At 71.6% G+C, this 21146-nt stretch carries 23 protein-coding genes; 17 read left to right on the forward strand and 6 right to left on the reverse strand.

Going from position 1 to position 21146, the window contains the following annotated elements:
• Window positions 1-76: 76 nt before the first annotated feature.
• The 10 genes from sctV to WCE39_RS09155 all read left to right on the forward strand — a co-directional run bounded on the left by sctV (window position 77) and on the right by WCE39_RS09155 (window position 8890).
• A complete protein-coding gene (gene sctV, locus WCE39_RS09110) occupies window positions 77-2116 on the forward strand; it encodes a type III secretion system export apparatus subunit SctV (protein ID WP_343276370.1) in 2040 nt (679 codons plus the stop codon).
• A 64-nt stretch (window positions 2117-2180) separates the two neighbouring features.
• Window positions 2181-3371 (forward strand): FHA domain-containing protein, encoded by a 1191-nt coding sequence (locus WCE39_RS09115; RefSeq protein WP_343276371.1) that lies wholly within the window; start codon window positions 2181-2183, stop codon window positions 3369-3371.
• A gap of 69 nt (window positions 3372-3440) precedes the next feature.
• Window positions 3441-3770: a hypothetical protein gene (locus WCE39_RS09120; RefSeq protein ID WP_343254466.1), complete on the forward strand. Its 330-nt coding sequence runs from the start codon at window positions 3441-3443 to the stop codon at window positions 3768-3770.
• A 23-nt stretch (window positions 3771-3793) separates the two neighbouring features.
• On the forward strand, window positions 3794-4219 hold the full coding sequence (locus WCE39_RS09125) for a hypothetical protein (protein ID WP_343276372.1): 426 nt from the start codon (window positions 3794-3796) through the stop codon (window positions 4217-4219).
• Between the two features lie 16 nt (window positions 4220-4235).
• On the forward strand, window positions 4236-5006 hold the full coding sequence (locus WCE39_RS09130; protein ID WP_343276373.1) for a hypothetical protein: 771 nt from the start codon (window positions 4236-4238) through the stop codon (window positions 5004-5006).
• Between the two features lie 3 nt (window positions 5007-5009).
• A complete protein-coding gene (locus tag WCE39_RS09135; protein WP_343276374.1) occupies window positions 5010-5636 on the forward strand; it encodes a hypothetical protein in 627 nt (208 codons plus the stop codon).
• Between the two features lie 17 nt (window positions 5637-5653).
• Entirely contained in the window at window positions 5654-6352 is a 699-nt protein-coding gene (locus tag WCE39_RS09140) for a FliH/SctL family protein (protein WP_343276375.1), read from the forward strand.
• Between the two features lie 29 nt (window positions 6353-6381).
• Window positions 6382-7704: a FliI/YscN family ATPase gene (locus WCE39_RS09145; protein WP_452299577.1), complete on the forward strand. Its 1323-nt coding sequence runs from the start codon at window positions 6382-6384 to the stop codon at window positions 7702-7704.
• The gene (locus WCE39_RS09150) at window positions 7701-8183 is read left to right on the forward strand and encodes a hypothetical protein (protein ID WP_343276377.1); all 483 of its coding nucleotides are present in this window, start codon (window positions 7701-7703) and stop codon (window positions 8181-8183) included. The genes WCE39_RS09145 and WCE39_RS09150 overlap by 4 nt, the downstream gene beginning before the upstream one ends.
• A 17-nt stretch (window positions 8184-8200) precedes the next feature.
• The gene (locus tag WCE39_RS09155) at window positions 8201-8890 is read left to right on the forward strand and encodes a hypothetical protein (protein WP_343276378.1); all 690 of its coding nucleotides are present in this window, start codon (window positions 8201-8203) and stop codon (window positions 8888-8890) included.
• Window positions 8891-8929: 39 nt separating this feature from the next.
• On the opposite strand, the gene WCE39_RS09160 is transcribed toward WCE39_RS09155, so the two are convergent.
• Window positions 8930-9499 (reverse strand): GNAT family N-acetyltransferase, encoded by a 570-nt coding sequence (locus WCE39_RS09160; protein ID WP_343276379.1) that lies wholly within the window; start codon window positions 9497-9499, stop codon window positions 8930-8932.
• Between the two features lie 152 nt (window positions 9500-9651).
• On the opposite strand from WCE39_RS09160, the gene WCE39_RS09165 reads away from it, so the two are divergent.
• The 4 genes from WCE39_RS09165 (at window position 9652) to WCE39_RS09180 (ending at window position 11290) form a co-directional block, all read left to right on the forward strand.
• The gene (locus tag WCE39_RS09165) at window positions 9652-9858 is read left to right on the forward strand and encodes a glycine zipper domain-containing protein (RefSeq protein WP_343276380.1); all 207 of its coding nucleotides are present in this window, start codon (window positions 9652-9654) and stop codon (window positions 9856-9858) included.
• Window positions 9859-9861: 3 nt separating this feature from the next.
• Window positions 9862-10164 (forward strand): hypothetical protein, encoded by a 303-nt coding sequence (locus tag WCE39_RS09170; RefSeq protein WP_343276381.1) that lies wholly within the window; start codon window positions 9862-9864, stop codon window positions 10162-10164.
• Window positions 10165-10294: 130 nt separating this feature from the next.
• Window positions 10295-10915: a hypothetical protein gene (locus WCE39_RS09175; protein WP_343276382.1), complete on the forward strand. Its 621-nt coding sequence runs from the start codon at window positions 10295-10297 to the stop codon at window positions 10913-10915.
• A 54-nt stretch (window positions 10916-10969) separates the two neighbouring features.
• Window positions 10970-11290: a hypothetical protein gene (locus tag WCE39_RS09180; RefSeq protein WP_343276383.1), complete on the forward strand. Its 321-nt coding sequence runs from the start codon at window positions 10970-10972 to the stop codon at window positions 11288-11290.
• Window positions 11291-11375: 85 nt separating this feature from the next.
• Here the strand turns inward: WCE39_RS09180 and WCE39_RS09185 are convergent, their stop codons facing one another.
• Window positions 11376-12020, reverse strand: coding sequence for a hypothetical protein (locus WCE39_RS09185; protein ID WP_343276384.1), 645 nt, complete (start codon window positions 12018-12020; stop codon window positions 11376-11378).
• A gap of 63 nt (window positions 12021-12083) precedes the next feature.
• Window positions 12084-12875, reverse strand: coding sequence for a hypothetical protein (locus tag WCE39_RS09190; protein ID WP_343276385.1), 792 nt, complete (start codon window positions 12873-12875; stop codon window positions 12084-12086).
• 33 nt (window positions 12876-12908) lie between these two features.
• On the opposite strand from WCE39_RS09190, the gene WCE39_RS09195 reads away from it, so the two are divergent.
• Window positions 12909-13478 carry a hypothetical protein gene (locus WCE39_RS09195; RefSeq protein WP_343276386.1) on the forward strand — a complete coding sequence of 190 codons (570 nt, stop codon included), beginning with the start codon at window positions 12909-12911 and terminating at the stop codon, window positions 13476-13478.
• Window positions 13479-13757: 279 nt separating this feature from the next.
• On the opposite strand, the gene WCE39_RS09200 is transcribed toward WCE39_RS09195, so the two are convergent.
• Together WCE39_RS09200 and WCE39_RS09205 are read right to left on the reverse strand one after the other, a co-directional pair.
• Window positions 13758-14702 (reverse strand): 5'-nucleotidase, lipoprotein e(P4) family, encoded by a 945-nt coding sequence (locus WCE39_RS09200; RefSeq protein WP_343276387.1) that lies wholly within the window; start codon window positions 14700-14702, stop codon window positions 13758-13760.
• A gap of 68 nt (window positions 14703-14770) precedes the next feature.
• On the reverse strand, window positions 14771-16750 hold the full coding sequence (locus WCE39_RS09205; RefSeq protein ID WP_343276388.1) for a UvrD-helicase domain-containing protein: 1980 nt from the start codon (window positions 16748-16750) through the stop codon (window positions 14771-14773).
• 96 nt (window positions 16751-16846) lie between these two features.
• Here WCE39_RS09205 and WCE39_RS09210 point away from each other — a divergent pair, with 96 nt between their 5' ends.
• Together WCE39_RS09210 and WCE39_RS09215 are read left to right on the forward strand one after the other, a co-directional pair.
• Complete coding sequence (locus tag WCE39_RS09210; protein ID WP_343276389.1) at window positions 16847-17665, forward strand: SEL1-like repeat protein; 819 nt, start codon at window positions 16847-16849, stop codon at window positions 17663-17665.
• Window positions 17666-17674: 9 nt separating this feature from the next.
• Window positions 17675-18298, forward strand: coding sequence for a thymidine kinase (locus WCE39_RS09215; RefSeq protein WP_343276390.1), 624 nt, complete (start codon window positions 17675-17677; stop codon window positions 18296-18298).
• A 1-nt stretch (window position 18299) separates the two neighbouring features.
• Here WCE39_RS09215 and WCE39_RS09220 read toward each other — a convergent pair whose 3' ends face one another.
• Window positions 18300-21146 carry a serine/threonine-protein kinase gene (locus WCE39_RS09220; protein WP_343276391.1) on the reverse strand — a complete coding sequence of 949 codons (2847 nt, stop codon included), beginning with the start codon at window positions 21144-21146 and terminating at the stop codon, window positions 18300-18302.

Consider the following 21146-nt stretch of genomic DNA (forward strand, 5'->3'; position numbering starts at 1 on the left):
CAGATCACGTGGAAGCGGCATCGCAGGGGAGTGGCATCGCCACCGTCCCGGCCTGTCGCGTGAGCGCCGGAACGTCATGCGCGCGCTGATCCAGAACCTCTTCGCGGCACCGGCCAACACCAAGCGCGCGCGGCTTGGTTACAGCGACATCGTCCTTGCCGTCGCCGCGGTGCTGATCATCAGCGTGATGATCCTGCCGTTGCCGCTGGTGGTGATCGATGCGCTGGTCGCGGTCAACATCTCCATCGGCTTCGGCCTGCTGCTGCTGGCGATCTACATCCCCACGCCGGTGGCGTTCTCGAGCTTCCCCAGCGTGCTGCTGCTGACCACGCTGTTCCGGCTGGCGCTGTCGATCGCGATCACCCGCTCGATCCTGCTCGATGCCGAAGGCGGCCACATCGTGGAGACCTTCGGCGCCCTGGTCGCCGGTGGCAACCTGGTGGTCGGCCTGGTGGTGTTCCTGATCATCACCGTGGTCCAGTTCATCGTCATCGCCAAGGGCGCCGAGCGCGTGGCCGAGGTTTCGGCGCGCTTCACCCTCGACGCCATGCCCGGCAAGCAGCTTTCGATCGACTCCGACCTGCGCTCGGGGCTGATCGACAAGGACGAGGCCCGCAGCAAGCGGCGCTTGCTGGAGAGCGAAAGCCAGCTGCACGGCGCGCTCGACGGCGCGATGAAATTCGTCAAGGGTGATGCCATCGCCGGCATCGTCATCATCATCATCAACCTGCTGGGCGGCCTGGCGATCGGCGTCATGCAGCGCGACATGGCGCTGGGCGACGCCACCCGCACCTACAGCATCCTGACCATCGGCGACGGCCTGGTTTCGCAGATCCCCGCCATCCTCGCCACCATCGCCGCGGGGCTCGTGGTCACCCGCACCACCGGCGAGGTGGACGACAAGCACCTCGGCGCCGCCATCGGCCGCCAGGTCAGCGGCCAGCCGCGGGTGATGCTGATCACCGGCATCCTGGCGCTGCTGATGATGCTCGTGCCCGGCTTCCCGAAGCTGGTGTTCCTTGTGCTGGGGGTCAGCCTGCTGGGGATGAGCGCATGGCGCTACCGGCATGGCTTCCAGATGCTGCGCCGCGCGTTCCGGGTGCCGGAGGGCGAAGTCGCCGAGGCCGATCTCCCGGCCCAGGTCGACGATCTCGCCCCGCCCGCGCCGCTGCAGCTGGACCTGTCGCCGGACCTCGCTCCCATGCAGGACGCGCTGCTGTCGCGGGTGAAAGCGATGGCGCAGGGCATGCGCGACGAGTTCGGCGTGCCCGTGCCGGCGCCGAAGCTGCGCCTGGTTGGCGGGCTGGGTGAAGGCGGCTACCGGCTGAGCGCCTTCGGTGCACGCCTGGCATCCGGGCAGCTGCGCACCGACGCCGCCTTCCGCCAGGCGACGGCAGCCGGCGACGGCGGCCGCCAGCCCGGGTTCTTCCCGGCGCTGGCCGGCGAATGGGTCGCGCCCGGGACCGACGGCGCGCTTGACGCGGAGGACCTCCTCGCGACGCATGCGCGCAGCGCGTTGCAGCGCAGGCTGGGCGGCTTCATCGGAATCCAGGAAACCGCCAACCTGTTCGCGCGGATGCAGCGCGACTACCCGGACCTGGTCAAGGAAATGCTGCGCGTGGTCGCACCGCAGCGGGTGGCCGACGTGCTGCGCCGGCTCGCCGAAGAGGGCGTGCCGATCCGCAACCTGCGCGACGTGTTCGAGGCAATCACCGACGTCGGCGGCCGCGAGAAGGACGTGGTGCTCCTGACCGAGTACGTGCGGGTCGCGCTCAAGCGCGAGATCGCCGAGCGCAACGCGGACGCCGAGCGCACGCTCCACGTGCTGCTGATCCACCCCGAACTTGAGGACAAGCTGCGCCAGTCGGTACGCGTGGCCGGCGGCGCCAGCCAGCTCGCGATCTCGCCGGAGCTGGCCGCGCGCCTGGGCAGCGAGGTGCGCGCGCACCTGTCGCGGCAGGCCGTGGGCGTGCGCCCGGCGCTGCTGTGTTCTCTGGACGTGCGCAGGCACCTGCGCAAGCTGATGGAAGTCGATTTCTTCGAGGTCCCGGTGCTGTCGTACCAGGAACTCGCGCCCGACCTGCGCATCGTGCAGGCGGGACAGGTCAACGCGTGACCCGGGCAGGCTTCACCACGGGGTAACGAAGCAGCTGCAGGATTCAAGGCATCAGGAGGTTGGCATGGGCGGTACTGGCAAAGGCAGGGACACGGAGGCACCGGAAGACCGCGGCATCGTGCTGCGCGTGGTTTCGGGCCTGCACGCCGGCGCCGAGCGCGACCTTGCCGGCGGCGAAATGATCCTCATCGGCAGTGGCGAAGACTGCGACATGGTGCTGGCCGATGCCGGGGTCGCCGCGCGCCACGCGCTGCTGAGTTTCATCGACGGCCGCTTCTCGCTGCGCGCGCTGGACGCGCCGCTGCACGTAGGCGCGGCGATGGTCCATCCCGGCGATCCGGTCGAGCTCGGTCGCGTGCAGCGCGTCGGCATCGGCGAAGCCGCGATCGCCTTCGGCGCGGCGGACGATGGCGGCTGGGAGCGGCTGGTCCCGGGCGGGTTCGGGCCGCGCGCGGCGCCGGAGCCTGCGAACCGCCCATGGCTGCGCCGGCTTCCCGCGGTGGCGGCGGTCGCGGTGCTGTCGCTGGTGTCCCTGGCGATCTTCGCCACGGTCATGCCGCAGCGCGAACAGGCGCCCGATCCGCGTGAACAGCTGCAACGCCTGGTGCCCGAGTACGGCATCGACGGCGGCCAGGCCGCCACCGACCTTCAGGGCCGCCTGGTGCTGTCCGGAACCGTGCCCGACGCAGCGACCCGCGAGCGCATCGCGCGCCGCATCGCCGACGACGGCATCGATGCGCGGCTCGAGCTGCGCACCGGTGACGACATCGCCGGCGACGTCGCCGAGATCCTGCGCGGCCAGGGCATCAGCGCGCACACCCGCTACCTGGGCAACGGCGACGTCGAGGTCCGCGGCGCCTTCGAGGACGAGGCGGCGCTCCAGGCCGCGTCGTTCTCACGCGCGATGCGCGAAGTGAATGGCGTGGTCCGCGTCATCCCGGTCAACGTGTCCGAGCGCGCCGTCGCCAGCCGTCGGCAGCCGGTGGCGCCGGCCGCGCCGGCGCGCATCCGCGTCGCCGCGATCGTGCGCGGCGACGACCCGCACGTGGTGTCGGGCAAGGGGGATCGCTACCTGGTCGGCGCCGAACTTCCCGGCATCGGCACCCTGGTGTCGATCACCGACAACAGCGCTCACGTGCTGCTCCCGGATGGCAACCTCGAACGGCTCAAGGTCGAGGCGGCGGCGAAAGGGGACGAGCGAGAAGCCGAGGATTTTTCAAACGTCCGCAGCGACGCAAGGCCGATGCGGATGTGAGACCCGCCGCAGGCCAGGGGCCCGCGGCACCACCAGCCACAAGACCGAAAGGGAAAGGAGAGAACCATCATGACCAACATCAGTGCAGGAGCGCCCGGCCTGGGCCAGTTCATCGCCGGAGCGGCCGCGAACGGCGGTGCCGGCATCCGCGGCGGCTCGTCCGCCGGAGACCGCGGCAGCTGGTACGAGGCCATGTCGCGCGCATGGGGGCAGACACTCGATTCGCAGGCCTCCGTCATCACCGACATGTCGGCCAACATCAGCAGCGGCAGCGACCAGCCTTCGGACATGGTCCAGCTGACCGCGGCGAGCCTGAAGATGCAGTTCATGTCCAACAACGCCGCGACCTCGCAGAACAGCGTGGGCCAGGCGCTCGAGACGCTCGGCAAGCGCAACTAAGCGCGCAAGCGCGGGAGGACGACATGATCGAAGCCATCCAGGTGGCGGCCATGGACCCGGCGATGGCCGGCCAGGCCGGCATGCAGGGCGCCGGCGGTGCCGGGGGCCAGCAGGCCACGCCATACGACATCCGCGATTTCGCGGCCGCTCTCGAACGCAGCGGCGGCGTCTCGCCGCAGCAGCAGGCGGCACCGGTGGATCTCACGCCGGCGCAGCCGTCCGAGGGTACGCGCGCGCTTATCGGGGCCATCAACAACCTCAACGCCGGTGCGGAGAACATCAATGCCCTGTCGCAGAGCATGAGCGGCAACATCGCCGAGCTCACGCCCGGGCAGATGATGGAGATGACCATGAAGTGCCATCAGTTCCTGTTCCAGGCCGAGCTGACCTCGAACGTCGCGAACCGCACTTCGGACGGCATCTCGCAGCTGTTCAGGCAGCAGTCCTGACCGGGGGGAGCAGTCCATGAAGTTCCATCAACGGCTGCGGCCGCTTCGCGCGGCCCTGTTCGCGCTGGCGGCGGCGGCATTGCTCGCCGCATGCGGCGGCAAGCCGCTCTACAGCCAGCTCGACGAGGACCAGGCCAACCAGATCATGGGGGTGCTGATCGCGTCGGGCATCGATGCCGACAAGAATCCTTCGCCATCGAAGGTGGGCTGGGAGGTGCGCGTCGCGGCGTCCGACTTCCCGTACGCGATGCAGCTGCTCGGCGCGCACGGCCTGCCGCGCGCCCAGTTCGCAAACACCTGCGACGTGTTCAAGAAAGAGGGCTTCGCGTCGTCGTCCACCGAGGAGCGGGGGCGCGAACAGTGCAGCCTGCAGCAGGAACTCGCCGACACCCTCAGCCGCTTCCCGGGCGTGGTCGATGCGCGCGTGCACGTGACCCTGGCCGAGCGCGACCCGTTGGGCGGCTCAAGCCAGGACTCGTCGGCATCGGTCGCGATCTTCGAACAGGCCGGTACCAGCGCCCGCGATCGCGAGGCCGACATCAAGCTCCTGATCAAGGACGCCGTGCCCGGCCTCATCGACATCAACAAAGTCACGGTGAAGTTCGCCGAGGCGCCGCCGCTGCCCCCGCGCAGGCCGCAGGGCCCCGCACTGTCTTCGATCAGCCCGGTGACGCTGGCCATCGCGGCCGCCGTGGTGGTGCTGCTTGGCCTGCTGGTCGCGTTCTGGGGCCGGGTGCGGGCCGCGGCGCAGCCCAAGAAGGCGTCCGACCAGGTCTGGAACGGCTGAGGCATGTCGCTCAGGGCGTTGCTGGCCGAAGTCGATCCCGCGTGGTTTGAGCACGCCGGCGCCCCGCTTGACGCGGCGCTGGCGGCGCGGGCGCGGGACACCGCACTCGGCCGGCGCATGCTTGGCGCCTGGCTTGCCGACGGACCGGCGGCCTCGCTGCTGGGACCCGATCCGGTGCGCGATCCCGCCGCCGTCCGGCGTCGCTGGACGCGCCCGCGACTGGACGCATTGTGTCGCGACGTCGGGATCCTCGCCCATGCCCCGCCGATCCGCGCCGAGGTCCGCCGCGAACCGGTGCGCCGGCTGCGTGCCGCGCTGGGCAACAGCTACATGCTTGCCCTGGACCGCAGCGTCTGGGACGGCGCGCTGGAGCCGGAGCGGCAGCGGACGCTGGTGGCCGGTTTCGACCAGGCACTGGCCGGGGCCATGGCCGGCGACGATCCGGCGCCGCTGTTCGCGATCTTCGATCGCCAGGGGCGCGCCGAACTCCGCGCCTGGGCGCGCCGGCGCGACCCGGCGCTGGCCGACTGGTGTCGCCTGCTGCATCCGCCCGACGATGAACTGCCGACCCACCTGCCCGAGAAGCCGGTACTTCGCGTCTACACCCATCACGAAGCGCGCGCCGCCTGAGCGCGCGCCGGAGCCCCATGAACGTCGAAACCAGTCCCCCAGCCCCCTCTTCGCGCACGCGAGCCGCCGGCTCCGCGCCCGCAAGCGGGGGCGTGGCCGTGTTCGAGCAGCGCGCATTCACGCGATCGCTCGGGGCCAGCGTGGTGCCCGCGATGGCCTGGGCGCAGCTGGCCGAACTGGATGCCCTGCTCGGGCGCGTCAACGGCCTGTATGAAGAGGCCGTCGGGGACATCGCGCGGGCGCGCGAACAGGGCCACGCCGAAGGCTTCGCCGAAGGCCTGGCCGCCGCTAAGCTGCAGATGACCGAACAGCTCGCATCGCTGAACGAGCGCCGCGCCCGCGTCCTTGGCGAGGCGTCCGGCCGCATTACCGAACTCGCCTGCGCGATCGTCGACCGCATCGCGCCGGGCTTCGATGCGCGGACCGTGGTACCGCCGCTGGTGATGCAGGCGGTCGAGGCGGCGCAAGCCGAACAGTTCCTGCTCATCCGCGTGCATCCCAGCGTGCGCCAGGACGTGGCCGCGGGCCTGGGCGCCGTGCGCCAGGCGCATCCCGCGGTCGGCGTCATCGAACTGGTGGACGACCCCAGCCTCGAGCCCACCAGCTGCGTGGTCGTGTCCGAAGCGGGCGAGGTCCGGGCCGGCGTCGCCCAGCAGATCGAAGCCATCCGTACGGCGCTGGCCGGCAGCGCGGCGCAGACGGGCCCCGACGCGTGAGCGCCACCGCGCCGGCGCAGCCCACCGGCATGCCCGGGACGTCCGATCCGCTGCTGCACGCCCTGGCTCGCGTGCAGTCGATCGAGCGCGTGGGCCGCGTCGCCGAGGCCTACGGCACCCTGATCCGCGCCACCGGCCTCAAGGCCTCGATCGGCGAACTGTGCGAGCTGCGCAATCCGCGCGGCGAGGGCGATGCGTCCTTCCGCCTGGCCGCCGAAGTGGTGGGCGTGTCGAAGCAGCTGACGCTGCTGACGCCGCTGGGCGCGCTCGACGGCGTCTCCGCGACCACCGAGGTCTATGCCAGCGGCCGCCAGGCGGCGGTGCGCGTAGGCCCGGGGCTGCTCGGGCGCATCCTGGATGCCCACGGCGAGCCGATCGACGACCTCGGCCCGGTCGGGCACACCGTGGATGCGCCGATCTACGCCGCCTCCCCCAACCCGCTGGCGCGCAGCCTGATCGAACGCCCCTTCTCCACCGGCGTCCGCGCCATCGACACCACGATGACCGCCGGCGAAGGCCAGCGCATCGGCATCTTCGCCGTGGCCGGCGGCGGCAAGAGCACGCTGCTCGGCATGCTCGCGCGCGGCGGCGACGCGGACGTCAATGTCATCGTGCTGGTGGGCGAGCGCGGCCGCGAGGTCAACGAGTTCATCCACGACAACCTGGGTCCGGAAGGCCTTGCGAAGTCGGTGATCGTGGTCGCGACCTCGGACCGGCCAGCGCTGGAGCGCAGCCGCGCGGCCTGGGTCGGCACCGCCATCGCCGAGCATTTCCGCGACCAGGGCAGGAGCGTGCTGCTGCTGGTCGACTCGGTCACCCGCTTCGCGCGCGCGCTGCGCGACGTCGGCCTGGCGGTCGGCGAGCCGCCGGCGCGCCGCGGCTTCCCGCCTTCGGTGTTCAGCGCCCTGCCGCGCCTGTTCGAGCGCGCCGGCAACAATGACAAGGGGTCGATCACCGCGTTCTACACCGTGCTGGCGGAAGACGAGGACGGCGGCGACCCCATCGTCGAGGAGGTGCGATCGATCCTCGACGGCCACATCGTGCTGTCGCGAAAACTCGCCGCTGCCTACCACTATCCCGCCATCGACGTGCTGGTGAGCCTCAGCCGCACCATGCCGCGCGTGGTCGACCAGGCCCACCTGCGCGCCGCCGGCCAGCTGAGAAAGCTGCTCGCCAAGTACCAGGACATCGAGTTGCTGATCCAGCTCGGCGAATACAAGCGCGGCACCGACCCCGACGCCGATGCCGCGATCGAGAAGATCGGCGCGATCCGCAAGCTGTTGCAGCAGTCCTCGCACGAGCTGGTGTCGTTCGAGCAGTCGGCTTCGGCGATCCGGGCGCTGTTCCCGTGAAGCGCTATCCGCTGCAGACCCTGGTCAGGCTGCGCGAGCACCGCACCGAGGCAGCACGCCAGCGGGTGCTCGAGCGACAGCGCGAGGCGCAGGCCTGCCGCGACGCCTGCCAGGCGATCGAGGGCGAGATCAGCGCGCTCCACGCCGAGCAGAAGCAGCAGCGCGCGCGCATGCTCGATCCGCCACCGCCGGGCGTGCCCTGGCCCAACGCCCTCGCACAGCGCGAGGCGCACATCGACCTCTTGGGCGAACAGGCGGAAGCCGCGCGCCAGCGCCTGCTCAAGGCCCGGGACACACTGCGCGCGGCCGAGGCCGCGGTGGCGGAGGCGCGGACCGCGTTCTTCCGCGCCCAGGCGCGGCTGGACGCGCTGCAGAAGCGCCGCGACGTCTGGCGGGGCGAACAGTCCGTGCTCGAGGCGCGCCAGGAAGAGAGCGCATCCGAGGACCTGTTGCAGGCGCGCCACCTCGCCGGCACCTGAGTGAAAGGAGAACCATGATGTCGATCGAACGCAGCAGCCAGAGTTCCGCCGCGGAAGCCGCGCGAGCGCGCGAAGGCACGTCCGAGGCGCGCGAGCGGCCGCCAGCCGATCGCATGCAGAGCGACCGCTTCCGTGATGCGCTGGACCAGGCCCGCCAGGGCGTGCAGCAACAGCCGCAGCGCATGGGCGAAGCCCGGATGGACGGTGCCGGCGACGCGGAGGGAACGCAGCCGCAGCAGGCGGCCTCCGCGGACGCCGTGCAGCGCGCAGGCGAACGCGGCCGCGGCGGCGAGGGCGGAGGGCACGAGGGCGGCGGCGCCGAATCCGAGATGAAGCAGCTCGACCCGGCGCTGCTGTGGCAGGCCCAGCACGCGCTCCGCGGCGATGCCCCGGCCGCGATGCCGGCGCCCGTGGGCGCGAGCAACGCCGTGCTTGAACTGATCGAACGCCACGTCCGCCAGCTTGCCGTGGGCGGCGGCGCCGGCGAGGCCCGCGGCGATGGCCAGGTGCTGCTGCGCATGTCCGACGCGACGCTTCCCGGCACCGACCTGCTGCTGAGCCGCGAGGGCGACGGCTGGGTCCTCCGCGCCGACGTGCAGTCGCGCGGCAGCTACGACGCGATCCAGGACGCGGCGCCCGAACTGATGAAGCGCTTCGCCGAGCGCCAGCTCGGCAGCCTGCGGGTGGAGCCGCACATGCACGGCTGAGGGCGGCGTGTCCACCGCCGCCACGACACCGCCCGGTGCTTACGCCGGCGGCACCGGAGCGCCTGGCCGCCGTGGCCGCAGGCCCCGCCATTCCTCGCGAGGCAGCCGCATCCGCAGCGCCGTCCTGCCGAACTGCCGGGTGCTGCCATCGGGCTGGAATCCCAAGCGCGCGAGCACCGGCGGAACCGAACGGTTGGCGGGGTCGTACAGCCCGACGAGTGCCGGCAGCCCGAGCGTGGCGAAGGCATGCCCGCACAGGGCGGCGGTCCCTTCCAGCACGTGCCCGCGCCCCCAGGTGCGCGGCATCAGCCGGGCACCGATCTCGACCTCGTCATCGGAAAACTCGGCCATCAGCGAGAAAAACCCGACGAAGCCGTCCACATCGTCCGCGCGCCACAGGCCGAGCCCGGGCTTCTCGCGGTAGATCCGCAGGGCGGTCTCGACCAGCGCGCAGGCCGAGGCGATGTCGTCCACCGGTGCGTCCAGCAGCGCCCGCGACACGCGCGGGTCGCGGCCCAGGCGCTGCAGGTCGAAGACGTCGCCGTGGCGAAGCTCCCGCAGCGCCATGCGCCGGGTACGCAGGAATCCGTCGTCGGGTGCATCGGCCATGTCCGGAGTATGTGGCAGGCGTGGCCGGTGCCCGGACCGGGGCCAGCCCTAGGTGGGGTACGCACCAGCTTGGCGGGGCGGCGGGGGTGCGGAAACTGTGTGTCGTGCCCGGTCCATCCGGGCCGCCACTCCCTACTAACGAGGACATGGATATGGGCAGTCAAATTGGATCGGTTGTCGGCAGCCTGGTCGGTACGTACTTCGGCGGTCCGCTCGGTGCGGCCATCGGCCAGCAGCTCGGCTCGTGGCTCGGCGGCGTGCTCGGCAGCGAGATGAGTGACGCGGTGGGCTTCAATCTGGATACCGTGTTCAACGCGGCTTACGGCAACGGCTTCGACCTCGGCCTCGGGAACGGCTGACGCATGTCCATGGACAGCGCACCGCCGAAGACCCGCGAGGAACTGGTTGAACGCCTGGCCGACCTGCGCGGCCAGGGCATGCTGGACACCAGCGAGGAAGCGCGCCTGCTCCAGCAGTTCGACGAAATGCTGCGCGACGTGAACGAAGAGAAGGCGCAGCTCAAGCCCGAGTACCAGCGCCGGGTCGAGGCCGACGGACTGGACTCCGCCAACGAGTGGTTGCGCGGCGTGGCCACCGAACTCGGGCGTCGCCATGGCGAAGCCACGCGTGCCATCACCGACCAGCTCAGGGTCGTGACCGGCTGACCGGTTCGCGCGAGGCCGGGCAACGGCGCCTAGGGTCGCCCCCAGTTGTCGACGCCCACGCCCCGCGCGAAGCTGCAATCAACACGCTGCAAACGACTCTTTCGAACCGACGCAGGACCCGACCAAGACCATGCATGGCCAACCGCCCTCTAGAAAGCTGTCCCGCCGCGCGCTGACGCCCGCGGAGCTGTTGGCCCGGAGCGAAGGCCAGGCCGACAGCGGGCAGGCCGGGGTCGACGTGGCGGATGCAGAATCCATGGCCGGCCAGCAGGCGCTGCTGGAGCAGTTCAAGGACATGCTGCAGCAGGAAGGCAGCCTGGGCTATGACGACCGGGACGAGCTGGCCCGCGTCTTCGAGCAGGCGCTGCAGGAGTCCTCGTCGTCCCCGTCGGCGCTGGAGGCCTTCGACACGGCGACCTGGCGCGACACGGTCGAAATGCTGTTGCAGGGTGGCCTTGTCGAACAGGACGAAGCCGACCACCTCGTCCGCTCCCTCAACGATGCGTTGGCCCCATTGCAGCGGCGTGAGTCCCGCCTGGCGATGGAGTTCAGCCGCCGCGTTGAAGCGGAAGGCCAGGAAAAGGCGCTTGAATGGTTCCGCGAAGCCAGCAAGGCCGGGCAGGAACCCGCCGCGGCCCAGGGCCAGGGCTCGCCCGCTCCGGACCGGACGATCGCATCGCCACTCCGTGGCGACACCGTGAACTCCAGGTCGAGGCGTCTCCGTGGGCCGCCGAAGCAGGGCTGGACCTGATCCCGCTCCAACCCTTCATTCGCATCATCCCCAGAATTCCAACGGAGAACACCCATGACCGCAGTCGACCTCAATTCCTTCGTCGCCAACGCCACCACCATGCGCGAGGCCGAGGCCAAGCTCGCTTCCGCCCGCGGCGGCGGCTGGCTCATCGCCCTTGCCCAGGTGCTGGGCAAGATCGCCGACAACATGGGCGAGGCGATCGTCGCAAAGGCCAAGGAAATCGATACCGCCGGCCCCGACGCCGACAACATCAACGAACTCAACGCCGAGCTGACGGCCATGAGCCAGGTCTTCAAGATGTTCATGGAAGCCGTGAGCACCGTGATCAAGACCATCGGTGAAGGCAACGCCTCGCTGGCCCGCAAGCAGTAAGCGCAAGCCATCGGAACAAGGAAACGCCCTGCTTCGGCAGGGCGTTTTTTTGTGTGCCTGGTTTCCGTCGAGGAAGCCCTGCCTTTCAGTCCCTGCAGACCGGCATCCTGCGCATCACGAGGGTGCCACCGGAAGGGTCGGCCACGGGCCGTACTTCATATGCGACCTTCTTGCAGTCCTTGAGGCCTGCACGCGGTGCGGGTGCGACCGTGCGGGACGGTGCCTGCCCGGGCTGGTCAAGGTCGTAGGTGAAGCGCAGCCGGGTGCCGCGCGGCAGGCCACCCGCGTTCGCGTCCAGCAGTTCGATGACCACGACCAGGTCGAACGACGACGGGGAAACGTCGCCGCTGATCGTGAATTGCTGCGGAGCGGCCACGCCGCCTCCAGTGATGTGGCCGTGCCGGTCGATGTCGACGCGGATCCCATCCCTGGCGCCGCTCCAGCCGCCATTCCGGGTGGCCTTGCCATCGATCTCCAGGCCGGCGTCGCCGCGCGGGTCGACGATTGCGCCGATGACGCTGAGCTGGATGCCTCCGCGCCCGTCGGGATTGAACCGCGCCGTGCCCTTGCCCCGCTCGTCGTAGGCGGTGCCGCCGGGTGGGGACACCTTGACATCGACCCGGCCCTCGTAGGGCGTCGCCGGGAACGGTGAGGCAGGCTCGCCGCCGCCGTGGCACGCGCCGGCGGCGAGGGCCAAGGCAAACGGCAGGCAGCTGGTCACGTGGCGCATCGCGTCTCGTCGGCAATGGCTGTCATGCCGTGGGGCGACCGCCGGGGTGGCACCGCAAGCGGCTCAATCGTGGCTGCGCGTGGCAAGCCGCCTCGCCAGCAGCCATGCGGCCGCGGCGCACAGCAGGCCGAGCAGTGCGAAGCCGCCGGTGGCGGTCCGCGGCGCCGCGTTGCCCACTGGACCCGAGCCCATCGGCATCAGCGCGATGATCGCGAACGCGACGCAGCCGTAGGCGATGATCGCCAGCAGCCAGAAGAGCCACTGCATCATGGAATCGCGCAGCTCGCGTTCCACGGCTGCCGGATCGCGGTTGCCCGCCGTCGTGTGGCCCTGCGCGCCGAACGCCGCGAGCAGCGTGGCCAGGCCGCCGGGGAGCGCATTCCCCGCGCGCTGCAGGCGCCGACGGTGCGGACCTTCACCGGTGTAGGTTCCCGCGATGTCGGTGCGGGCGATGACCTGGCCGCGATCGGCCACCACCATCGGGTTTCCGCTGCGCGCCTCCACCACCTGTGCCTGCACGGCGACCGGTGCGGCGGGGGCGGTGGCCAGGGTATTGCCGGCCGCGAGGGCCGCGGCGCTTGCGGCCGCAGCGGTCGTTGCGGTGCTCGCCGGTGCCGCCGGTGGCGGGGTTTGGGCGCTCGTCACGGGCGCGGAGGTGGTGCGCTGCAGCATGGTCCCGTCGGCGCGCGGGGGCGCGACGTCGGCACGTGCCGCGACGGGCGGGGCCATCTCGGGGCGGGTGTGCGCCGACGTGCCCGGGGGTGCCGGCGGCGTGGCCTGGTGGGCCTGGGCGGGCTGCATCGCACCGGCCGCGTGGGTCGAGGCTCCAGCCGGCATCTGCACGACGGCGGGCACCGCGGCCGGCATCGTCGCGGAGGCCGCCTGTGCGTGACCCGCATGCCCCCCGTGTCCGGCGGGCCCGGGATGATGCGCAACGGTTCCGGCGTGTCCGGGCGGGAGGGTCGGCATCGCCAGCTGGGCCGCCTGCGAACCTGCCTGGCCTGGCGCGTGTTGCGGCAGGCCCAGGATCTCGCGGACCAGGCCGTGCCCGGGATGACCGGGAGCGTGGACGCCCTGGCCGGGATGCGACGGCCCGTGGATGCCCTGGCCCGGGTGGCCGGGATGGACATGCCCGGGACTACCCTGGCCCGGACGGTCCGGATTTCCGATGCCGGGCAGGCCCTGACCGGGATGGCCATGGCCGACCTGGCCGGGGCCACCCTGTCCGGGATGGCCGTTGCCGCCATTCCAGCCGGGGCCGGCGCGGTCCGCGCCCCCTCCCGGATGGCCGCCGAATCCCAGCGGAAAGCCGCCGCCGCCATGGCCGCCATGGGGTGCGGCGTGGTTGTTCAGCCAGCTCAGGCCGTGCGCGCCCGGCGGGAAGCCGGGGCCTTTGCCCAACGCGGTGTGCAGCGGGTTGACGGGAAGGATGGGCATCGCGCGCCTCACGCTGGCTGATCACGGCAACAGCTGCCGCGGATGGATCGCCCCCGCCTCAGCCTAGACCCGCGCGTGCCTGGACACACCCTCGGGTCAACCCGAGGGTCGGCTTGAGGGTCGGCTTGAGGTTCGGCCCGGGGTGGGGCGCAGCACGGTGACAAAAAAAAAACGGGAGACCCGAGGGGTCTCCCGTGAAGCCGGCCTGGGCCGGAGGACTAGGTTGTGGCGCGGACAGCCTACTCCCAGCCGCTTTCTGATGCAATACCTTAGAAGTATGATCCTAAGTCATTGAAACTTCTATCTGTCGAGACGCAGCGCTTCGCGCTTCCGTGCGCGCCTTTCGTGCCGCGACTGCGTCCAATCGTTGCCGAACGCGGCCGGTTCCCACGAGCCGTAGGTCGGATTGGGCAGCACCCACCAGCGGTCCCCGAACCAGTCCCGGTATCCGTCGTGCAGGGCGGCCTGCTGCTCGGGCGTGTTGGCGGCCGCCTGCGCGAAGTCACCGAGCTGGTCGCCGAACTGCATCAGTACCCGGTGGCCGCGTCCCACCGACTGGCGGCGGCAGGTCTTGCCGGAGCCGGACTGCTCGCAGCCGGGCACCTGCAGCCCCAGGCCGAGGAACACGTCCTCGCGCTGCACCGGCAGGCCTTCGCTGCGCAGGTTGGCCAGGGTGGCCTCGGCCAGCGCGGCGCTGCGGTTGGAAATGTAGAAGACGGTGATGCCCTTCGCCGCCGCGGCACGGGTGAATGCGACCGCGCCCGGCACCGCGATCGCCCGGCGCTCCTCCACCCAGGCGTCCCAGGCGGGGTCGGCGAACTCGGTGCCGTCGACCACCAGGCGGGCCTGGTAGGCCGAGTTGTCGAGCACGGTCTCGTCGATGTCGAGGATCACGGCCGGCGGCAGGCCGGCCGCATCACCCGCCGCGGCGCGTTCGGCCGGGACCAGGGCGTCCCAGGACGGATCCGCTAGCGCCGCGTCCAGGCGCCCGGTGGCGGCGCGGAACACCGTCTCCGAGATCGCGCGGTATTCCATCGAGCGCTGCATCCACAGCACGGCATTGAGGTTGTCGTTGGCCGGCACGGCGTCGGGCGCAGGCGTGGCCGCCGCGGCCGGGGAGCCGGACTCCGCCGGTGGCGTGCCGACCTCCACGGCCGTGGGGACGTGCCGGCATGCGCCCAGCGCCAGGGCGAGGGTGAGCAGAACGGCAGTGCGTTGGAAGTTCAGGCGCGGGTGGGGACGCATGGTGGACACCGGATTCGGGACGGCCCCGGAGCTTACCCGACACGCCCCGCCGCGCGACGGGCCCGGACTCAGCCCTCCAGCAGCGCCCTGATCGCGGCGAAGCCGACGTCGGCGCGCTCCTTCTTCCTCGCCGCGTCGACCACCGGGTCGGCGCCGTCGCGCTGCAGCTCGGCGGCCGGCAGTTCGTCGAGGAAGCGGCTCGGCACCAGCCGCAGGCGCTCGCCCCAGCGCTGCGCCTCGCGCGCATACGACAGCCACAGCTGTTCCTTGGCGCGGGTGATGCCGACGTACAGCAGCCGTCGCTCTTCGTCGATGCGGCCCTCGTCGACGCTGGCTTCGTGCGGCAGGGTGTCGTCGTCCACGCCGACGATGAACACGTAGCGGAACTCGAGGCCCTTGGCCGCGTGCAGGCTCATCAGCCGCACCTGGTTGCCGGCGTCGCCCTTGTCGGCGTGGCTGAGCAGTGCGAGCGAGGCCGCCAGTTCGCCGGGACCGGCCCCGCCGCGCGCGCCATCGAACCAGTCGGCGAGTTCGTCGAGGTTGCCGCGGCGGATGCGGAACATCTCCTCGGTCTTGCACTGTGCGCGCAGGGCGGCCAGCAGGCCCGAGCGTTCGTTGAGCGCGCGAACCAGCTCCGCCGGCGTCAGCCGCGCGGCGTCGGCGCGCAGGCCGCGGACCACGTCGGCGAAGCCCGACAGCGCGCTCGCCGCGCGCGGCGCCAGCTGCTTGAGCAGGCCGACCGACTCGATCGCACACGACATCGGCATGCCGGCGTTGCGCGAGAGCTCGGCAAGCTTCGCCAGCGTGGTCGCGCCGACGCCGCGCCCGGGCGACTGCACCGCGCGCAGAAAGGCGGAATCGTCGTCCGGATTGGCCAGCATGCGCAGCCAGGCCAGCGCGTCCTTGACCTCGCCCCGGTCCAGGAACGCGGTGCCGCCGGTCAGGTGGTAGGGCACGCGCAGCATCTGCAGCGCCTTTTCCAGCGCGCGCGACTGGAACTTGCCGCGAAACAGGATGCAGAACTCGCTCCACTCGACCTGGCGCGCGGCCTGGATGAACTGGATTTCCGCGGCCACGCGCTCGGCTTCGTGGGCGGCGTCGCGGCACTCCAGGACCCGGATGCGTTCGCCGTCGGCCTGCGCGCTCCACAGCGTTTTCAAGTGCTCGTGCGGGTTGTTGGCGATCAGCGCGTTGGCCGCGCGCAGCACGCGGTTGGAGCAGCGGTAGTTCTGCTCCAGCTTGATCACCTTCAGCGCCGCGTAGTCGCGCGCCATCTGCGACAGGTTTTCCGGATTGGCGCCGCGCCAGGCGTAGATCGACTGGTCGTCGTCGCCCACGCAGGTGAAGTTGCCGGTGTCCCCGGCCAGCACCTTGAGCAGCCGGTACTGGGCGTCGTTGGTGTCCTGGCATTCGTCCACCAGCAGGTAGCCGATGCGCTCGCGCCAGCCCAGCGCGCAATCGGCGTCGTTTTCGAGCAGTTGCACCGGCAGCCGGATCAGGTCGTCGAAATCCACCGCGTTGAACGCCGCCAGGCGCGCCTGGTAGAGCTCATAGATCATCGCCGCATCGTGCTCGGGCGTGGAGCGCGCCAGGGCGCGCGCCTGTTCCGGCGAGAGCCCGCCGTTCTTGGCACGCGACACCAGGCCCTGCATCGCCTGGATTGCATCGGGCTTGGCGCCCGGCATCAGGTCCTTGAACTGGGCCAGTGAATCGTCGGAATCGAAGATCGAGAAGCCGCGGCGCAGGCCGGCGCGCTCGTGCTCGATCTGCAGCATGCGCAGCCCGAGCGCATGGAAGGTGCAGATGGTCAGGCCTTCGGTGGCATCGCCGCGGATGCGCCGCGCCACGCGCTCGCGCATTTCCTTCGCCGACTTGTTGGTGAAGGTGATCGCGGCGATGCGCTTTGCGGGATAGCGCCCGGAATCGATCAGGTGCGCGATCTTCTCCACGATCACCCGGGTCTTGCCGCTGCCGGCGCCGGCAAGCACGAGCAGCGGGCCTTCGACGTGTGCGACGGCCGCGGATTGCTGGGGATTGAGGCCGTGCATGGGGGCTCCGTGGCGGCCGGCGATTGTAACCAATGTCACAGGCGGGCCCGCCGCGACGTCTGCATGATTGGAGCAACGGACAGGAGGACCGGATCCATGCGACAGATCGCCATCGTCTTTGCCACTCTCGCCGCGCTGGCGGGTGCCGCCACCGCCACCGCCACCGCCACCGCCACCACCACCGCCACAGCCGCCGACACGGCCGCCGCCGTCGCCGGGCCGGACGGGCCGGCCGCTGCCGCTCCAGTGACCGGAGCCCGTGAAGACACGGGCCGCGGGCGCTTCATCCCGGAACTCGACCCGTCCGTGGTCACCGCGGGCATGCTCGAAGCCCATCCCGACCTCGCCGGGCGGCAGCGCGGCATGGACGCGCTGCTCGACGGTCGCCCGGACGACGCGCTGCGCGAGTTCCGTCGCGGCGCGCATTACGGCGACAAGCCGTCCCAGGCCATGCTCGGCGAACTCCACTGGACCGGCCAGGGCACGCCCGTGGACCGGGTCGCCGGCTACCTCTGGATGTTCCTCGCCGCCGAACGCGGCTACCACGAGTTCCAGGTCTGGGCGCAGGTCTACTGGGAGCAGCTCGACCCCGCCGAGCGCGCCGAGGTGGCGGAACGCGGTCCCGCGCTGCGCGCCGACTACGGCGACGCCGCCACCGGTCCGCGCCTGGCACGGGTGCTGCGCCGCGAGCGCCAGCGCGGGACCGGCAGCATGCTCGATGCCTCCGGACAGGGCGCGACCATCACCGCCTACGAAGGCGGCAAGCCGGTCGCCATCGACGGCCGCAAGTTCTATGCGAAGGAGAACTTCGACGCCACCGCCTACCGCGGCGTGCAGGACCGGCTGTGGACCGCGCCCCTGGACGGGCGGGTCGACGTCGGCGAGGTGGAGAAGGTCGAGGAGCCGAACCCTTAGAATCCCGCGATGGCCAAGCTCTATTTCTACTATTCGGCGATGAACGCCGGAAAGACCACCACCCTGCTGCAGTCGGCGCACAACTACCGCGAGCGCGGCATGCGGGTGCTGATCCTGGCGCCGGCGCTGGACGACCGCGCCGGCAGCGGAACCGTGGCCTCGCGGATCGGGCTGCAGGCGCAGGCCCTGGCCTTCGGCCGCGGCGACGACCTGCAGGCCACCGTGCAGGCCGACATCGCCGCGCACGGGCGGCTGCACTGCGTGCTGGTGGACGAGGCCCAGTTCCTGACCCGGCCCCAGGCCTGGCAGCTTTCGGAGGTGGTCGACGCGCTGGGCGTACCGGTGCTCTGCTACGGCCTGCGCACCGACTTCCGGGGCGAGCTGTTCGAAGGCAGCCGCTACCTGCTGGCCTGGGCCGACGAGATCCAAGAGATCAAGACCATCTGCCACAGCGGCAGCAAGGCGACCATGACCGTGCGCGTGGACGACCAGGGCCGCGCGGTGCAGGAGGGCCCGCAGGTCGAGATCGGGGGCAACGAGCGCTACGTCTCGGTCAGCCGCGCGGAGTTCAAGCGCATCGTGCGCGGCGAGGGCCGGATCGAGCCGGCGCAGCCGGGCCTGCCGCTGGGCTGACTCAGGACCGCGGGGGTGGCGCGGCCGGCGGCGGCGCGTCGCAGCGCTGGCGCCAGCGCTGCAGTTCGCGGACCACGACGCCGCCCTCGGGGCGCGCCATGTCCACCAGCTGTCCGAGCGTGGTGAACACCGCCAGCGACTCGTCGCGCCGCGGCCCGTGGCAGCGCAGGGCGGCGGCGGTCGCGCGCGCGCGCCAGGCGATCGTGCGCAGTTCGGCGTCGGTCTCGGAGAGGGTGGCGAGGTGGTCCAGGCGGGTGAGGGCGCCGTCGGTGCCGAGTTCGGCCTCCAGCTGGGCCAGCGCGAGCTCGGCGCGCCGGGCCACCGGGCGCGCGGCGCCGTAGCTGGCGCTGGTCAGCGCCACCGCGCGGCGCAGCGCGGCGAGCGCATCGCGCTGGCGGCCACGCGCGGCGTCGACCTCGCCCGCCAGCCGCAGGGTGGTGCCGACCAGGCCGTGGTCGCCGCCGAAGTGGTCGCGCCGCAGGCGCAGCGATTCGTCCAGCGCCGCGGCGGCGCCCGTCTGGTCGCCGGCCTCGTGCAGCACCAGCGCCTGGTTGAACAGGCCGCGGGCGAGCATCGCGTCGTTGCCGAGCTGCCGCCAGCTCGCATTGGCGCGCGCCAGCCCCGCGAGCGCCTGCTCGAAATCACCGCGCTCCCAGGCCACCATCGCCAGGCTGTCCAGGCTGCGGGCCACGTCGCCGTGCCCGTGCCCCAGGCGCGACATGAGCCAGGCGTGGGCATCGAGGAAGATCGCCTCGGCCTCGCCGAGGCGGCCGTTGTCCACCAGCAACCCGGCCAGCTGCCGGCGCGCGTCGACGGTTTCGCGGTGCTGCGGTCCGCGGACGTCCAGCGCGAGCCTGAGGGCTTCGCGGCAGTCGGCCTCGGCCGCATGCAGGTCGCCCAGTTCGCGCCTCAGCGAGCAGGTCGAACGCAGGATGCCGATCCCGAGCGGATGCTGCGTGCCGAGGCGGGCATGCAGCAGGTCGAGCGCGGCGCGCTGTTCGCGCAGCGCCGGGGCGATCTCGCCCGCGGTCGCGCGCAGGATCGCGAGTTCGGACAGGCTTTCCACCACGCCCGCGACCTGCGGCGGGTCGCCACGGCGGATCGTGAGCGCGCGCAGGACCCCGGCGCGCGCCAGGTCAAGTTCGCCGCCGTCGCGCTGGCATCGCGCCAGCTGGATGTGGAAGTCCGCGGCCAGCTGCGGCAGGCGCTCCTGCTCGCGCAGGGCCAGCGCCTGCAGCGGTTGCATCACCGCACGGCACGCAGCCGGGTCGCCCAGCAGGCGGCGGATGCGACCCATGTCGATGGCGGCCTGCAGGCTCAGGCCGGGCGGCGGGTGCTGGATGCCGGCGATGATCGTCGCCTGGCGCTCCTGGAGCGCCAGGGCCTGGGCATAGTCGCCCAGGCCCGTGCGCAGGCGGGCGATCACGCCCAGCAGCTCCGCCAGGGCAAGCGGCTGCTGCGCGAGCTCCAGTTCGCCGCGGCGCACGCCGTCGTCCAGGAGCCGGTGCACGTCGATATGCGCGCCGCCGCGTGCGCTGCCCGCGTTCTCGAACAGCCCGACCATGAAGCTCTGCAGCGCGCGCGCGCGCGCGGCCTGCTGCACCGCCTGCTGCGCCTGCCAGGCCACCATCGCCAGCGCCGCCACCAGCACCACCGCGGTCGCGGCGCCAGTGATCAGGGCCCAGCGGTGCCGGCCCAGGTATTTGCGCGCCCGGTAGGCCACGCTCTGCGGGCGTGCGCGCACCGGTTTTCCGTCCAGGTGGCGACGGATGTCCTGGGCCAGGGCCTCGACCGATGCATAGCGGTGTTCGGGCTGCTTGGACAGCGACTTGAGCACGATGTTGTCGAGGTCGCCGGCGATGCGGCGGGCGTCGCGGCGCCCTTGTGCGCGTGACTGCGCGGTGGCGGACTCGCCGCCGGCGCCCTGCTGCAGCGCAAGCGATGGCCGCGGCGGATCGGCGCTGAGGATCGCCTCCTCCCATTCCGCGTCGCTCCTGCGCTTGAGCCGGTAGGGCTTGCAGCCCGACAGCATCTCGTACAGCACCACGCCCATCGAGTAGACGTCGGTCATGGTGGTGACCGGCTCGCCGCGGATCTGCTCCGGGGCCGCGTAGTGCAGGGTGAAGGCGCGCACACCGGTGCGCGTGCCCTCGGCCCCGACGTCCGGCGTGTCGAGCAGCTTGGCGATGCCGAAGTCGAGCAGGCGCACCTCGTCGAGCGGCGTCACCAGGATGTTCGAGGGCTTCAGGTCGCGGTGGACGATCAGGTTGGCGTGCGCATGGCTGACCGCCTCGCAGACCTGCAGGAACAGCCGCAGCCGGGCCTCCACGGTCGGCGCGCGCAGGCGACACCAATCGGTGATCGGCTCCCCGTCGACGTATTCAAGTGCGAGATAGGGCTGCTGGTCGGCGCTGATGCCGGCGTCGAGCAGGCGCGCGATGTGCGCATGCCCCAGGCGGGCCAGGATCTGACGCTCGCGGGTGAAGCGCAGCCGCAGGTTCGGGTCGGCCAGCCCCGGCCGCAGCAGCTTCAGCGCCACCCGCCGCTGGTAAAGGCCGTCGGCGCGGCTGGCCAGCCAGACCTGGCCCATGCCGCCTTCGCCGAGCATGCGCTCCAGCCGGTAGGGGCCGATGACCGCGCCGGTACGCGCCAGCGGCAGCTGCGAAACCACGGGTTCGGACAGGAAATCGTCCTGGCCCTCTTCAAGTTCCAGCAAGCCTTCCAGGTCGTCCGCCAGCGCCGGATCATCCTCGCGCAGCGAAGCCAGGCTCTGCGCGCGCGCTCCGGGCTCGAGCTCGAGCAGGGCGTCGAGCAGCGGGGACAGGCGTTGCCAGCGGTCGGGGTCCAT

It is taken from the genome of Luteimonas yanweni (genome assembly GCF_039548475.1).
In the GTDB taxonomy this organism is placed as follows: Bacteria; Pseudomonadota; Gammaproteobacteria; order Xanthomonadales; family Xanthomonadaceae; genus Luteimonas.